The organism is Winogradskyella tangerina, from assembly GCF_003260205.1.
GTDB lineage: Bacteria > Bacteroidota > Bacteroidia > Flavobacteriales > Flavobacteriaceae > Winogradskyella > Winogradskyella tangerina.
In genome coordinates this window covers 187,709-203,669 of record NZ_QERF01000005.1, presented here as the reverse complement: position 1 = coordinate 203,669, position 15,961 = coordinate 187,709, and the positions used below count along the sequence as shown (strand labels likewise).

Sequence of the window (15,961 nt, the reverse complement as noted above, 5' to 3'; positions counted from 1 at the left end):
AAAGAATCATATAAAATATAAAAAATGGAGACTGTAGAAAAAGACATATTAAGAGGAGGACAATTCCTTGTGAAGGATACCAATTGTGAAGATGTATTCACTCCAGAAGATTTTACCGAAGAACAAAAAATGATGTTAGAAACGGTAAAGGAATTTGTTGACCGTGAAATTTGGCCAAATAAGGAACGTTTTGAAAAGAAAGATTATGCACTTACTGAAGAAGTGATGCGTAAGGCTGGTGAACTGGGGTTATTAGGTATCGCTGTTCCAGCTGAATATGATGGTCTCGAAATGGGCTTTGTTTCAACAATGCTGGTTTGTGACTACATATCTGGTGCTACAGGTTCTATAGCTACAGCGTTCGGCGCACATACAGGAATTGGTACTATGCCAATTACACTTTATGGCACGGAAGAACAAAAGAAAAAATATGTACCTGCATTAGCAACAGGAGAAAAGTTTGGTGCTTACTGTTTAACTGAGCCAGGTGCCGGATCGGATGCTAACTCCGGTAAAACCAAAGCAGTATTATCTGATGACGGTAAACACTATTTGATATCTGGACAAAAAATGTGGATCTCAAATGCTGGTTTTGCTGAAACGTTTATCGTGTTCGCTCGTATTGAAGACGATAAAAACATAACAGGTTTCATTGTAGAATTTGATAAAGACAACCCGAATGGAATTACTTTAGGTGAAGAAGAACACAAACTTGGTATTCACTCATCGTCTACGCGTCAGGTATTTTTTAATGAAACAAAAGTTCCTGTTGAAAATATGTTATCTGAACGTGGCGGAGGATTTAAAATTGCCATGAACGCACTAAATGTAGGACGAATTAAACTAGCAGCAGCTTGTTTAGATGCACAGCGTCGTGTTATTACTGAGGCTGTAAAATATGCTAATGAGCGTGTTCAGTTTAAAACACCTATTGTAAAATTTGGTGCTATTAAATCTAAGCTTGCTGAAATGGCAACTAGTGCTTATGCTGGCGAATCTGCTTGTTATAGAGCTGCGAAAGATATTGAGGATCGTATTGCGATCAGACAGGCTTCAGGAAACACACATCAAGAAGCTGAGTTGAAAGGTGTTGAAGAATATGCTATTGAATGTTCAATTTTGAAAGTAGCGGTTTCTGAAGATATTCAGAATTGTTCTGATGAAGGTATCCAGATTTTTGGTGGTATGGGCTTCTCTGCCGATACACCTATGGAAGCTGCATGGAGAGATGCGCGTATTTCACGTATATATGAAGGAACCAACGAAATCAATAGAATGTTAGCTGTGGGTATGCTTGTAAAGAAAGCCATGAAAGGTCATGTGGATTTATTAGGTCCAGCTATGGCAGTAGCAGACGAGTTAATGGGTATTCCATCCTTCGATACACCTGATTATTCAGAATTATTTTCTGAAGAAAAAGCCATTATCAAAAAACTTAAAAAAGTCTTCTTAATGGTCGCTGGTTCAGCAGTACAGAAATTCGGGCCAGACCTAGAACAGCATCAACAACTATTGATGGCTGCCTCTAATATCTTAATTGAGATCTATATGGCAGAGTCTACCATCTTAAGAACTGAAAAAAATGCAAAGCGTTTTGGTGAGGAAGCACAATCGCATCAAATTGCTATGGCTAAATTATACTTATACAATGCTTTAGATATTATCACTAAAAATGCAAAAGAAGGTATTATCAGTTTCGCTGAAGGTGATGAGCAACGCATGATGCTAATGGGCTTAAAGCGTTTTACAAAGTATACGAATATGCCAAACGTAGTGGCACTACGTACGCAAATAGCGGATAAGTTATCTGAAGAAAATGAATACTGTTTTTAATTTAGTTTAAGTTAGAACGAAAAGGCCAATTCATTAATTTGAATTGGCTTTTTTTAGTTGAAATAAATACAAACAAAAAGTCTCAAGATAGACTATCTCGAGACTTTTCACTAACTAACTAAAATATGAAGATCAAAAAAATTACTCAGAATTATTCTCCCTGTCGCAGTATTATTTTACAAAAGATCTAACAGATCAACGAACAATCCTAAACTATTCATATCGATAAATGTATAAAAAATAACGATAAAAAGCCTAATTTATTCGTTGAAATGCATTTTATTGAAGGTTTTTCTTACTTTTTAAGTGAAATATGATGGTTCTAGTAGCCTCAAAACAAGATTATCATTATATTTAATGCATCAATCTTGCTATATCATGAAATATTATCAATTAGTCCTACTTCCCCTCCTATTTTCTTATCTGTCAAATGCGCAATCCAATATAGAAATCTTTCTTTTTGACCTAGAAACGAAGAATTCTCGCATTGAAGTTTCCAACGGAAAAAATATATCGAACAACGAAGGTTACGACAATCAACCTTCATTTATGAATAATGATTACATCCTCTATGCTTCTACTAGAAAAGGACAAACCGATATAGCTCAATATCATATTAATTATAAATCAAAAAACTATATCAATTACACGCCAGGTGGCGAATACACACCTTTAAAAATTCCAAACAAAAATGCTGTTTCTGCCGTTAGATTAGATAGTGACGGAAAGCAAAGATTGTACACCTATAACTTAAGTAATGGTGAATCCACAGAACTTATAAAAGACTTGGTAGTCGCTTATTATACTTGGTACGATGATAACACCACAGTTTCTGCAGTAATTGAAGATGAACAATTAAATCTTTATGTTACCGATATTACTAGTGGCAAAAGTAATAGGTATGCCACCACCGTTGGGCGTTCATTTCATAAAATCCCTAATTCAAATTTAGTAAGCTTCATCTACAAAGAAAGTGACGAACGCTGGCAGATCCGCTCGCTTAATCCTTCAAATGGAATAACGAGGCTCATTGCAAATACCATGGAAGGTGTTGAAGATATTTGCTGGTTAAATGGCAAAACTTTACTTTCTGGAAAAGATGGAATTCTTTATAAACTCACACTAAAAAAGGATAACAACTGGAAACGTGTTGCCGATCTTTCGTCCTATGGGATTAAAGATATTTCAAGACTCACAATTAATCCTGAAGGCACAAAACTTTTAATCGCAGCCGAAATTGGCACTTCTGAGACTGCACCAAATACTAATGACACAGATACGGCGTCTAATACTCCAGATACTGAAACTATTCTGACTGCTGAAGAAGCCGCCGCTGTTGTTCAGAGACATATAGAACCGTTTAATAATAGACACCTAAGTGACTTTGCAAATGCCTTTGATGATAATGTTCTTGTCAATCGATTTCCTAAAGATTATATGTATTCTGGTCGAAATACGCTTAGGGACAACTACAGGCAATTTTTCAAGAATAACAAAAAGTCTAATGTGAAGGTATTGAACAGAATGGTTTTAAAAAACAAGGTCATTGATGAAGAATTGGTCACCTTAAACGACATGACCATCAGACAAGCTACAATTTATGATGTAGATAAAGAAGATATCAACTCAATGACATTTATTAGGAACAAGAAAGCAACTTCTAATCCTGAAACCATTGTAAATAAACAGCTAGAAGCTTATAACAAAAGAGATATTGACGAGTTTGCCAAAACCTATTCTAAAGACGTGAAGCTTTATTTATTACCAGATAATTTAACTACTGATGGTAACGATCAATTGAAAAAACGTTACGAAACCATGTTTAATTCTGTCCCAGATCTCAATGCAGAAATTATGAATAGAATTGTTTTAGGTAATAAAGTTATAGACAAGGAAAAAGTAACCATCAATGGACAAATCTATTACGCAATTGCCATTTATGAGGTGACTGATGGTCTAATTTCTAAAGTTACTTTTATTCAATAATGTTAGAATTTTTGAAATCGGCAACCAATTAGAAAGGCCTATATCTGAACTTCATTAAAACTGGTATAGTGAAACTATTCCACCTAAGTCTAAGCAAAAAAAATTAATTATCTTGATTACTCTGAGGAAATCAAAATCAAGTCTTCTTGAGGAGCAATTAAATATTCAGCACCGTCCTTTTTAACAACAGCCATCTCCTCAACTGAAATTGTTTTTGTACCGCCATTCTCTAGAGTCCAGGCGTGGAAACCATCAAAAGCAAAGGTCATGCCTTCTTTAATCTCCTTTTGAGATGCTGGCCTAACATGAGAAGCTTGCGAACCACCTAGATTCGGTCCTACATCATGTGCAACATATCCTACCGGATGTCCCGTACTCCACATCACATATTCAGAACCAGCTTTTTCCATTAATATGCGCTGAGCTTTATCTACATCTACACCTCTGGCACCTGGTTTTAAGGCTTTTAATGCTGCCCTATTTCCTGCCTTACCACTTTCCCAATAATGCATAATATCCTTAGGAGCTTCAGTTTCACCACTTTTAAGAACATAGGCAAAACGTTGAATATCACTTACCCATCGATCGTAAACTTTAATTCCAAAATCAATTTGAATCACATCTCCTGGCATGATGACCTTATCTGTAGCGTGAGAATGACCTCTATCTGCGCCAGAATTTACATTTGGATTCTGATCTGGAGCCCAACCGTCAGTTACCCCATATTCAGCCATTTTTTGCTTTAAGAACTTTGCAATATCTGCATCTGTAGATTTACCAGGTACGACCTCTTTATAAGCTTCAATTTGCCAATCTGCCGTAAGCTGTGCGGCCTTCTTCAAAATTTCAACTTCCTCAGGTAACTTAATTGACAGCCATTCATAAACGACTTCTGTTGATGATACCAAACGGCTTGATAAAGCTCCAAGACGTTTTTCCAAATCTATACGCTGCGAATACGTTAACCCGTCTGCCATAGAATTACTTGTTGATGAATTTACCGCAATCGTTGCAAAATCTTTTTCTTTTATAAAGTCTACAGCCATTCCAACGGCCGATATTCCGCGTTCAACCGAAACTACTTTATCATGGATATCGAGATCATCTAAGGCTGTGCTCTCGCCTGAGGGTGAAAATACAAGAGAATGAAATCCTTCTTCATCATTATAAAATAAAAATGCTGCTGTTCCACCAGCATTTTCGCCACCAATATGATCCGCAATCGGATCGTTATTATTTTCTCTGCAAATTATTAACCAACAATCTACTTTAGCCGCTTCCAACGCATTTGGCAACAACTCACTAATCCTTTTCTTTCGAATTCCAGGCCATGGGTTTTCTCCCCAATATTCGTCTGGGTCAATTTTTGAAATGATCTCCGAATCTGACTCATTTGGACTTAAACAGCCCATAAAAAACAGCAACAGGGCTAACATTGGTAGGTGTTTTCTTTTCATTTTTTAACTTTATAGTATCTAATGGGAAAGATAATCATTAGAATAAAAAATTAAAAGCACCTTATAATGAAATACCTTTCAATACTTCTCGTCCTTTTCTGTTCTTCTATAATAGCGCAAACTGTTAGACTTGAACCTAAACTCGATAACATTAAATGGATTTCTGGTACTTGGCACGGTGAAGCCTTTGGAGGTACAACAGAAGAAATTTGGAGCGAACCTTCTGGTGGCTCAATGATGGCAACATTTAAATTGGTTGTGGATGGCAAGGTTCAGTTTTATGAAATTGAGATCATTCGCGAAATTGAGAATAGCCTTGTATTACAACTTAAACATTTTGGAGGAGACCTTAAAGGCTGGGAAACTAAGGATGAAACTGTAGATTTTCCATTAAAATATATTTCCGAAGACAAAGTGGTTTTTGAAGGTATGACGTTTGAAAAAGTAAGTGCTAATGAAATGAACGTTTATGTCGATATCAAAGAAGATGGTAAGGTAGAAACCATGAAATTTAATTACCATAAGAAAGAAAATAAAAAACCCATAAAACAACTTTTAAATGTGCCTTACACTAGTGAAAGTCCAATTATCGATGGTATTGCAAATGAAGCCATTTGGACGTCTTCTGAATGGTATCCAATAGATCAATTATGGATTGGGTCTGCATTTAGTGAAGAGGATTTTAAAGGTCAATACAAACTTGCTTGGACCGAAGAAGCACTATACTTACTGGCCGAAATTACAGATGATAAACTAAGGGATGTTTATAAAGACCCCCTAAAAAGTTGGTGGGATGAAGATTGTTTAGAAATTTTTGTTGATGAAGATAATAGCGGTGGTGGCCATCAGTACAATCATAATGCCTTTGCCTACCATGTCGATTTAGAAGGTAATGTCGTTGATGTCAATCACACTAAAGAAGGTAAACTCTATAACTCTCATGTAAGCTCAGCAAGGCAAACCACTGGAAATACAACTATTTGGGAAGTGAAAATTCTATTATATGATGATACTTATATAGACGATGTAGCTAATCAACCCGTAAAGCTAAGGCAAAATAAAAATGTGGGCTTTGCCCTCGCCTACTGTGATAGTGATAACAGCGAACATCGTGAAAATTTTATTGGATCTATATTTGTTGAAGGCGCTGATAAAGATCGCGGATGGAAAGACGCTAATATTTTCGGGACACTCGTTCTAAGGAAATAAGTATTTCTTGAGAGATCTCCTAATTATGTATTAACAGTTTTTTAAAAAATCACAACTCTTAAAACCGTAACTTTAGAGTTTCACTAACCCTATTTAATATGAAGTTCATTTTTACCCTATTATTTGTTTCAATTTGTTGTATTAACAATGCCCAGACTGATCCTAAGATCTATGACATTATAGATGAAATTTCAGAAGAAAGGCTCCGCAATGATGTAAAAAAATTAGCAGATTTCGGAACAAGGCACACCTTAAGTGATACCATCTCTGAAACGCGAGGCATTGGCGCTGCACGTCGTTGGATCAAGTCAGAATTCGATAAAATATCTGAAGATTGCAATAACTGTCTTGAAGTGTTTTTTCAAAATAACTTTTTTGAAAAAGGCACTAACCAGCGCATCGTTAAAGACGTCAATATTGTCAACGTCGTAGCAATTCAACGCGGTACGAAATACCCTAACCGCTTCATAATAATGAGTGGAGATATTGATTCGAGAGTGTCAGATCCTACAGATTATACTTCAGATTCTCCGGGCGCTAACGATAATGCCACTGGTATGGCGGGCGCTATGGAAGCAGCGCGTGTTCTATCAAAATACAAGTTTGAAAATAGTATCGTTTACTTAGGGCTTTCGGGCGAAGAACAAGGCTTGTTCGGTGGTCAGGGTATGGCAAAGTACGCGAAAGATAACAACTGGGAAATTATTGGAGTTTTGAATAACGATATGATTGGTAATATTGAAGGTGTCGATGGTGTTATCGATAACAGAACATTCAGAATCTTTTCTGAACCTATAACAACTGATGAAACCGATCCTCAAAGACTAGCACGACAGGCAAGAGCACGACGTTTTTATGGAGGTGAAATCGATGGAATCTCTCGTCAGTTAGCGCGTTATGTCTACGCTACTACAAAAACATATATGCCTGAAATGAATCCGGTAATGATCTATCGATTAGATCGTTTTGGTCGTGGTGGACATCACAGACCTTTCAATGATGTTGGGTTTGCGGGACTCCGAATAATGGAGGCTCATGAAAATTACACCCAACAACATCAAGACATTAGGACAGAAAATGGCATTAATTACGGTGATACTTTTGAACATGTCAATTTCCCGTATTGTAAAAAACTGACGGCAGTAAACGCAATTACTATGGCAAGCCTGGCCTCTGCGCCGCCGTCACCTAAAGAAGTGGCGATTGGTGGAATTGTTGAAGCTTCGGCAAAGTTAGAATGGTCTGAGGTTGAAGGTGCTAAAGGTTACAAAATCTATTGGAGAGATACAACCTCGCCTACCTGGGATCATAGCAGGTATGTAGAAAATGTCAATGAATTTACACTTACTGGTATTGTTATTGATAATTTCCTTTTTGGTGTCGCAGCTGTAGGTGAAGATGGCCACGAAAGTGTTGTCGTCTTTCCGAATAGAATTAAAAGATAATCGTAAATGAAAGCTTCAAATTTCAGATCTATAGTCCCTGAACTCGTATTAATTGGTTCGGTGATCTATTATTGGACCTTAACGTCGAATCTCTTAAATCCTTTTGCTATCGGATTGCTTTGCATTCTGATTTATCAAATCCTGAGCAAAAAAGCAACGCTCGGACTGATTATTTCTAGCATAGTGATTGTCCTCTCATTGTTTATGGTACTCGCACTTATTTCAGAATTATCAGAATTTGAAGTCGTTGACCAAAGTTTCAAAAATCTTATGATTTTTGGGACCTTGTATCTAGGGCTAAATCTTGTGCTTGGTAGCATAATGTTCATTAAATATTTAAAGCTTAAAATCAACTAAATGATGAAGCGTCAATTCCTTTTTCTTTTTTTATGCATAAGCGTGAGTTTAAATGCACAATTACTTCAAGATAAAACTGAATTCACAAAATTAGACACCTTAAGAGGCAGTATTACACCCGAACGCGAGTGGTGGGATCTAAATTATTATGACCTAAATATCAAAGTTCAACCAGATAAAAAGTATATCTCTGGCTATAACATCATTCGATATAAGGTGTTGAAATCTCACGACGTTATTCAAATTGATTTGCAAGCACCTCTAGAAGTTACAGCATTTACTCAGGATAAAGAAGAGCTAGACTACACGAAAATTGGACCTGCATATTTTGTTAATCTTAAAAAGAAACAAGTTCCGGGAGCCTATAATGAGATTTATATTCAATACTCTGGAAAACCAAAAGAAGCAATTCGTGCGCCATGGGATGGTGGTTTTTCTTGGAAAAAAGACGATAACGGGAAGCACTTTGTCGCTACCTCTTGCCAAGGATTAGGTGCCAGTGTATGGTGGCCCAACAAAGACCATATGTATGATGAAGTGGATAGTATGCGCATTGCTATCGACGTGCCAAAAGATCTAATCGCAGTTGCAAATGGAAGATTGAGAGAGGTCTACGAATATGAATATGGTGGTTTCAAAATGTATGAGTGGTTTGTTTCAAATCCGATAAATAATTACGGCGTTAACGTAAATATCGGGGATTACGTTAATTTCTCTAAAGTCTATAAAGGCGAAAAAGGAGATCTGGATATGGACTATTGGGTACTTTCTTATAATCTAGATAAAGCCAAAAATCAATTTAAAGATGCGCCAAAAATGATGAAAGCTTTCGAGCATTGGTTTGGCCCATACCCATTTTATGAAGATAGTTTCAAATTGGTTGAAGTGCCCTATTTAGGTATGGAACATCAAAGCTCTGTAACCTACGGTAATCAATATCAAAATGGTTATTTAGGAAGAGATCTATCACGAACTGGATGGGGATTAAAATTCGATTTTATCATTATTCACGAAGCGGGCCACGAGTGGTTCGCCAATAATATCACTAACAAAGATGTTGCAGATATGTGGATTCATGAAGGCTTCACCGCCTACTCAGAAAACCTGTTTTTAGATTATTATTATGGCAAAGAAGCCTCTGCGGATTATGTCATCGGGACGCGAGCAAATATTCAAAATGACCGACCATTAATTGGACCTTACAATGTTAATAAAGAAGGTTCTAGCGATATGTATTACAAAGGTGCTAACTTACTGCACACCTTGCGTCAGCTTGTGGAAGACGATAATTTATGGCGTCAAATTCTTAGAGGTTTGAACGCTGATTTTTACCATCAAACGGTGACAAGCAAACAGATCGAAGATTATCTGAGTGAAAAGACCAAGAAGGATCTTTCGGCTTTCTTCAATCAGTATTTAAGAGATATTCGCATTCCGATGTTGGAATATAAAATTGAAAATAAAGAACTGAAATTCAGGTATGTTGATATCGTTGAAAATTTCGATATGCCAATTGAGGTAGAAATTGATGGGAAATCACAATGGATCTTTCCGAATTCAGAATGGAAAAGTATGCCATTTGAAGGTTCCGAATTTAAGGTCGATAGAGATTATTACATCTATTCAAAAAAAATCTAGTTACGATTTTACAGATAAAAGACCGAAGTATGAACGAACTACCAGAACTCTATTTTGAACGCGATACCGATTGGTACGACTGGTTGTTGCAAAATCATGATAAGCATAAAGCTGTCTACCTCATTTTTTACAAACTAGACACAGGTATGCCAACAATGCGTTGGGAAGAAGCCGTGAAAGTGGCCTTATGTTTTGGCTGGATAGATTCTACTGTAAAGAGCTTAGGTAATGGCAAACGCAGGCAATACTTCTCGCCTCGGAATCCTAAAAGTACCTGGAGCGCTCTTAATAAGAAATATATTGTAGAACTCGAAGCTGCTGGATTAATTCAAGAGTCTGGTTATAATATGATCGATCTTGCCAAAGAAACTGGTAAATGGACGGAAATGGATGATGTTGAAAATGGTATTATTCCTGAAGACCTACAATTGGCATTCGATAAAAATGAGCGTGCATTTGAGAACTACCAGAATTTTTCAAAAGGCTATAGAAAGAGCTATTTATCTTGGTTGAACAGTGCAAAACGACAAGCTACTCGAGAAAAACGAATTTCAGAAATCATAAGACTGTGCAACGCAAATATCAAAAGTAGAGACAGCTGGTAATTTAATACATCAGCTTTTTAATATTATCCATATATCCTCGGCTTACACGAACTACATCACCATTCTTCATGGTAACATCATAGCTTTTTGTGTATTTATTCAATTCTTTAACCGCATTGAGGTTAATTATTGATGACCGATGTACTCTAATAAAAATTGCACCATTCAATTTTTCTTCGAGGGTTGAGATCCCATAATTACTAACGTAAGTTTTATTTTCTGTGATAAGTTTGGAATAATCGCCATAGGCTTCAATTCTAATAACATCTTTCAAAGCCACAGTTACCAATTTATTCTGACTTTGCACCAAAATACGTTCCGGAAACTTTTGGGTATCCATTAAAAGACTTTCTGCAAGTGGCGCCACTTTATTTTGATCGCTATTTTGTTTCAGACGGTCAACGGCGACTTTAAATCTATCTTTAGTGTATGGTTTTAAAAGATAATCAACGGCATGAACTTCAAATGCTTTTAAGGCATATTGATCATAGGCTGTTGAAAAAATAATTTGTGGTAGTTCTTCGAGATGAGTTAAAACATCGAAGCCCGTCATACCAGGCATTTGTACATCTAGAAATACCAGATCTGGCTTAAATTCGTTGATGATTTTTACAGCATCCACTCCATTATTAGCTTCACCGAGTAATATTAATTCTGAATAATCCTGAAGATATTCCTTTATAAGCTGACGGCCCGCAGCCTCGTCATCTACTATAATTACTTTCCTCATATAGCAAATGATATTTTTAATCCTTTTGGTAAATTATCCGACAGATTTAAGGTGCTCTGATACATTTTCTCTAACCGCAGTTTTGTATTTGTTAACCCTATACCTTGTTCAAAAACAGCATCTTTATCTTTAATTCCAACACCTGTGTCAGAAATCTCGAAGTGTAACTTTTCATTCTTCTTAAAAATATTGATTGAAATATTACCACCTTCAATTAGAGAAGATAAACCGTGTTTAATAGAATTCTCTACAAGAGGCTGTAGTAGCATCGGCGGAATCATTTCATTCATTAAATTAGGTTCTACAGTGACTTCTACTTCAAGGCGTTCTTGAAAACGTTCTTTCTCGAGGTCGAGATATTTATTAACAAATTCTAGCTCTTCATAAAGTGGTACTTTTTCTACCTGAGACGCCTTTAATTGATATCTAAATAGATCTGATAGCTCAGCAATTAAACGTCTGGTTTTTTCATTCTGTGGAGGAACAGATGCGCTTATTGTATTAAATATATTATATAGAAAATGTGGGTTGAGTTGTGCTTTTAAGGCTGATAATTCACTCTTCAAAGCTACGGTTCTTAACTCACCTTCTAGGCGAATCTTTTGTTGATTTTCAATATAATAGTTGTATGAATGGATTATGCCGAACTGTAATGCATAAAACAATGCCGGAATATAAATATCCCATGCACTTGCAGGGCCAGATAAATGACCAAAACCAATCCATTCACAAACAAAATAATAGATTTGCTGCCAAACAAGAACGAATGCTGGTAATAAAATTAAGTGTAGTAAAATCTTCTTGGCGTATTTCCAATGCTTTAATTTTTTTATAAGTAACCACCAAATTGGATAGGTCAGAATAGCTTTGATTATATAGTCTAAACCTACAGTATCGAAAAATCTTGTGAGATCAAATAAACTAACTTCCCCTTCAATCCAAGATCTACTGTTAAAGGTAATTGCACAATGATAGGCAAAGGCCCAAAATAGATAGAAGGCTATAAACAGTCCTAACTCCCCTATTTTGATACCAAGGAATCGCTTTTGGTGAAATGGTTTTGTTGCTTCCATAATTCTGTTTTCAACAAATTTAAAGTTAGTATAATTTTTTTTGGCAGTCTAATCGACGAGTTGACCCATAGTCAGTTGAATGGTCCTGCCCACTCATCGCTTTATAGGTTCACTCGTCATTTACGACGTGTATAGGTTCTACTTCCTTCAGACATTTGTCTCGTAACAACAAAACAATCTAAAAACGAATATAAATTTTTAAGCATGAAAACTTTTATCCAACTCACTGTATTACTATTCATGTCCTTAGTAATAAACGCCCAATCTAATGTCACCGGAATCATCGTTGACAAGGAGCTTCAAGGCATTCCGGCTGCCATAGCTACCGTATATAATGCAGATCAATCTACTTTTATAAAAGCATCTGTTGCCGACAATGACGGACAGTTCGTTATTAAAAATCTCCCTACTGGCGAATATGTATTGGTAGTCACAAGCTTGGGCTTTGAAGATTACACTTCAGAAAAATTTCTTCATACCGATACGGCTAAAGATTTTGGTGTTATTACTTTAAAGGAAGCCTCAGAGGTTTTAGATGAAGTGGTTATTGAAGCTGAAAAACCAATGGTACAAGTAATGGCTGATAAAACAGTTTTCAATGTTCAAAATACCATCAATGCTGCTGGCGATTCCGGTTTTGAACTTCTCAGAAAAGCACCTGGTGTTATCATCGATAATACCGATAATCTTATTGTTGAAGGTAAAACAGGCGTACTTATTTATATCGATGATAAGCCTTCAGTTTTAAGAGGTGAAGACCTCATCAACTACCTTAAAAGTATTCAGTCTAGCGATATTGAGGCCATTGAGATTATTACTCAGCCTTCTTCAAAATTTGATGCTGAAGGTAACGCTGGAATCATCAATATCAAATTCAAAAGAGATAAAAGTCTGGGTACAAATGGTAGTGTAGCTTCTGGTTTAACCTATGGTGAATTTGCCAGAGTTAACAGTTCGGTTTCTTTCAACAGTCGAAGTAAAAAGACGAGTTTCTACGGTACTTTTAGCAATCGCTTCGGGGAAAGTTTAGGGTTTATCAACCTGTTCAGACAACAGAACAATACCATTTTCGATGCACGAACTGAAACTATTTACGACAATGTAAATAACAATGCGCGTTTCGGCTTTGATTGGTATGCCGATAAAAAGTCGACTTTCGGAATTATTCTCTCAGGAAATTTTTCAAATGACGAATCTTTCGCAGACTCGAGAACGCCCATAATTCCAAATGGTAACACAACTCCTGATCAGGTATTGGTTGCAGGTAGTGACACTCAAAGCGATGTTTCAAACTTATATGCTAATCTTAATTACAAGTTCAAAAGTGAGAACGAAACCTCTGTGAATGTTGATGTCGATTTTGGTCGATACACCAGAGAGCGTGAAAATTTTCAACCTAATCAATATTTTAATGGCGACGAAACGCAGATCATTAGCGAGACTATCAATTTTATGGTGACGCCTATCGAAATTGATATTTTCACAGCCAAGGTCGATTACGAACAAAACTTCCTTAAAGGCAAACTAAGCTTTGGTGGTAAATTCTCAAAGGTAATAACTGACAATCAATTCGATTTTTACGATCGTATTAATGGCCAAGATATTTTAAATGAAGAACGCACCAACGATTTTGAATACGACGAAAACGTGAATGCCCTTTATTTTAACTATAAGCGCCAGGTTAAGAAATGGAATTTTCAGTTCGGGTTACGCATGGAAAACACACAATCTGATGGTATCTTAACCAGTCTTCAAGAAGATCAGAATAATCGTGTAAAACGTAATTATACCGATTGGTTCCCAAGTGGCGGAATTACTTATCAAATGAATCAGAAAAGTTCTTTCGCCTTAATTTATAGCCGTAGAATTCAAAGACCAAATTATGCGAGTTTAAATCCCTTCGAATATAAAATTGATGAGTTGTCATTTAGTAAGGGAAACCCTTTCCTTCAGCCACAATATACGGAAAATATTAAGCTGTCGCACACCTATAATTATAAACTTACGACCTCATTGAGTTATAGCTTTGTATCTGACTTTTTCGCTCAGATCACCGAGGCTGTGGGCGATGATCAAAACTTCCTTATTACACGTAATGTAGCCAATCAAAGAGTGATTAATTTAGGTGTTAGTTATCCGACGAGATTTGCAGATTGGTGGTCTGTTTATTTAAGTGTGAATGCCTACCGAAGCATCTACGAGGCTACCAACCCAGATTTTAACGAAATCTCACAGAATACGCTCAGCCTTTATGCGCAGCATACTTTTAAATTGCTAAAGGGAATAAGAGCAGAAGTTTCCGGATGGTATAGTTCGCCTTCAGTTTGGGGCGGCACCTATGAAACTCGAAGTATTGGAGCACTTAATCTTGCCGTACAAAAACGATTTTTTGATGACAAGTTAACGGCACGTTTATCCTTTAACGACATCCTTTACACCTCGCCTTGGGAAGGTACAACCGAATTTGGCAACCTTATAATTAATGGTGATGGTGGTAACGATAGCCGTCAAGTACGTTTTAATCTGACTTATAACTTCGGAAGAAATGAGATTAAAAAAGTAAGATCGAGAAATACAGGTCTTGAAGATGAAAAAAATAGAATTTAACATTAAATATAACATATCATGAAAACAACATTTTTTACTATCGTACTTTCAATACTTTTTATAAGTGTTGGTACAGCACAAAAAACCTATTTGAAAATCACTAAAGGTGAACAAGAACACGACATCATTATGTATCCTCCTGGGACCAAATTCGAATTAAAAACCAAAGAAGGCTATATTATATTTAAAAATAGTGATGATCCTGGTGTGATCGACATCCATGAAAAACATACTCTCTATGTGTACCCTGATTGGAAAGATGATGCCGATGTGTTTGTTTTAACTGAAGGTAAGGTTGAAAAACTTCTGACATACAAATTTAGTGACTCTGATGATTCACATGATAACACCTTAATGAGCAACGGTGTTACGGCAACATCTAATGTCACTGATTCTGAAACTCTTGAAGGCAAAAAGAACTTAGAATTCACCTTAAGTAATGGGATATCCTTTAACTATACGGATGGCTTATTTAGCGCAACCCTAGACAACAAACCACTAACAATTAAACACAAGTATCTTGTTTATAGTGATTTGGGTGTTCTAAAGTTAAGTTTTAATCCAAGCAATGGAAAAGTTTGGTGGGTCTTTGAATCGGCTGATCACTAATAATAATATCAATTAATCATGAAAACATTATTAATATATACTGCAGTATTTTTTACACTTCTTTGTTTTAAATCAGAGACTAATAACAATATCATTGGTCAATGGAAAATTGACCTTAGACCTACTCCCGATGCTGATGCATACTATCAGACTCTTGTTATATCAAGTATCGATGACAATACCTTTGAAGGTCGTTTTTATGGCAGCGCCATTGAGAATGCTTATTTGAATAAAAACTGGGAGAAATTATTTTTCGCTTTCACTACGAAAGATGCTTCTAACTCCTATTACCATTCAGGTTATATTTTAGATGGAAATATTTACGGGATATCGTATTGCCCCAATCGCGAATTAACGGCCCCATGGACAGGAATAAAAAAGAAGAAGAAAAACTAGAGTTAGTTAAAAAAGG

At 36.3% G+C, this 15,961-nt stretch carries 13 protein-coding genes; 10 read left to right on the top strand and 3 right to left on the bottom strand.

Annotation, left to right across the window (positions count from 1 at the left end; all coding sequences use genetic code 11):
* Positions 1-24: 24 nt before the first annotated feature.
* Positions 25-1,833, top strand: coding sequence for an acyl-CoA dehydrogenase family protein (locus DDY94_RS09720; RefSeq protein ID WP_111683911.1), 1,809 nt, complete (start codon positions 25-27; stop codon positions 1,831-1,833).
* Between the two features lie 378 nt (positions 1,834-2,211).
* The gene (locus DDY94_RS09715; protein ID WP_157957288.1) at positions 2,212-3,819 is read left to right on the top strand and encodes a nuclear transport factor 2 family protein; all 1,608 of its coding nucleotides are present in this window, start codon (positions 2,212-2,214) and stop codon (positions 3,817-3,819) included.
* Between the two features lie 116 nt (positions 3,820-3,935).
* Here the strand turns inward: DDY94_RS09715 and DDY94_RS09710 are convergent, their stop codons facing one another.
* Positions 3,936-5,276, bottom strand: coding sequence for a M24 family metallopeptidase (locus DDY94_RS09710; RefSeq protein WP_111683909.1), 1,341 nt, complete (start codon positions 5,274-5,276; stop codon positions 3,936-3,938).
* 66 nt (positions 5,277-5,342) lie between these two features.
* Between DDY94_RS09710 and DDY94_RS16230 the strand changes: the two genes are divergently transcribed.
* The 5 genes from DDY94_RS16230 (at position 5,343) to DDY94_RS09685 (ending at position 10,530) form a co-directional block, all read left to right on the top strand.
* Positions 5,343-6,485, top strand: a complete 1,143-nt coding sequence (locus DDY94_RS16230) for a DUF6265 family protein (RefSeq protein ID WP_198658939.1) — start codon at positions 5,343-5,345, stop codon at positions 6,483-6,485.
* Between the two features lie 98 nt (positions 6,486-6,583).
* The gene (locus DDY94_RS09700; RefSeq protein WP_111683908.1) at positions 6,584-7,930 is read left to right on the top strand and encodes a M28 family peptidase; all 1,347 of its coding nucleotides are present in this window, start codon (positions 6,584-6,586) and stop codon (positions 7,928-7,930) included.
* A 6-nt stretch (positions 7,931-7,936) separates the two neighbouring features.
* Positions 7,937-8,287, top strand: a complete 351-nt coding sequence (locus tag DDY94_RS09695; protein WP_111683907.1) for a hypothetical protein — start codon at positions 7,937-7,939, stop codon at positions 8,285-8,287.
* A 3-nt stretch (positions 8,288-8,290) separates the two neighbouring features.
* Positions 8,291-9,925 carry a M1 family metallopeptidase gene (locus DDY94_RS09690; protein ID WP_111684021.1) on the top strand — a complete coding sequence of 545 codons (1,635 nt, stop codon included), beginning with the start codon at positions 8,291-8,293 and terminating at the stop codon, positions 9,923-9,925.
* Positions 9,926-9,954: 29 nt separating this feature from the next.
* Positions 9,955-10,530 (top strand): YdeI/OmpD-associated family protein, encoded by a 576-nt coding sequence (locus tag DDY94_RS09685; protein ID WP_111683906.1) that lies wholly within the window; start codon positions 9,955-9,957, stop codon positions 10,528-10,530.
* A gap of 1 nt (position 10,531) precedes the next feature.
* On the opposite strand, the gene DDY94_RS09680 is transcribed toward DDY94_RS09685, so the two are convergent.
* The gene (locus DDY94_RS09680; RefSeq protein WP_111683905.1) at positions 10,532-11,260 is read right to left on the bottom strand and encodes a LytR/AlgR family response regulator transcription factor; all 729 of its coding nucleotides are present in this window, start codon (positions 11,258-11,260) and stop codon (positions 10,532-10,534) included.
* Positions 11,257-12,333 carry a sensor histidine kinase gene (locus DDY94_RS09675; protein WP_111683904.1) on the bottom strand — a complete coding sequence of 359 codons (1,077 nt, stop codon included), beginning with the start codon at positions 12,331-12,333 and terminating at the stop codon, positions 11,257-11,259. Before DDY94_RS09675 ends, DDY94_RS09680 begins: the two co-directional genes overlap by 4 nt.
* A 204-nt stretch (positions 12,334-12,537) precedes the next feature.
* Between DDY94_RS09675 and DDY94_RS09670 the strand changes: the two genes are divergently transcribed.
* Genes DDY94_RS09670 through DDY94_RS09660 form a run of 3 tightly spaced genes read left to right on the top strand, consistent with a single transcriptional unit; the run spans position 12,538 to position 15,945 of the window.
* A complete protein-coding gene (locus DDY94_RS09670) occupies positions 12,538-14,940 on the top strand; it encodes an outer membrane beta-barrel family protein (RefSeq protein WP_111683903.1) in 2,403 nt (800 codons plus the stop codon).
* A gap of 18 nt (positions 14,941-14,958) precedes the next feature.
* Positions 14,959-15,549, top strand: a complete 591-nt coding sequence (locus DDY94_RS09665; RefSeq protein WP_111683902.1) for a hypothetical protein — start codon at positions 14,959-14,961, stop codon at positions 15,547-15,549.
* A gap of 18 nt (positions 15,550-15,567) precedes the next feature.
* Entirely contained in the window at positions 15,568-15,945 is a 378-nt protein-coding gene (locus tag DDY94_RS09660) for a hypothetical protein (RefSeq protein WP_111683901.1), read from the top strand.
* Positions 15,946-15,961 lie beyond the last annotated feature (16 nt).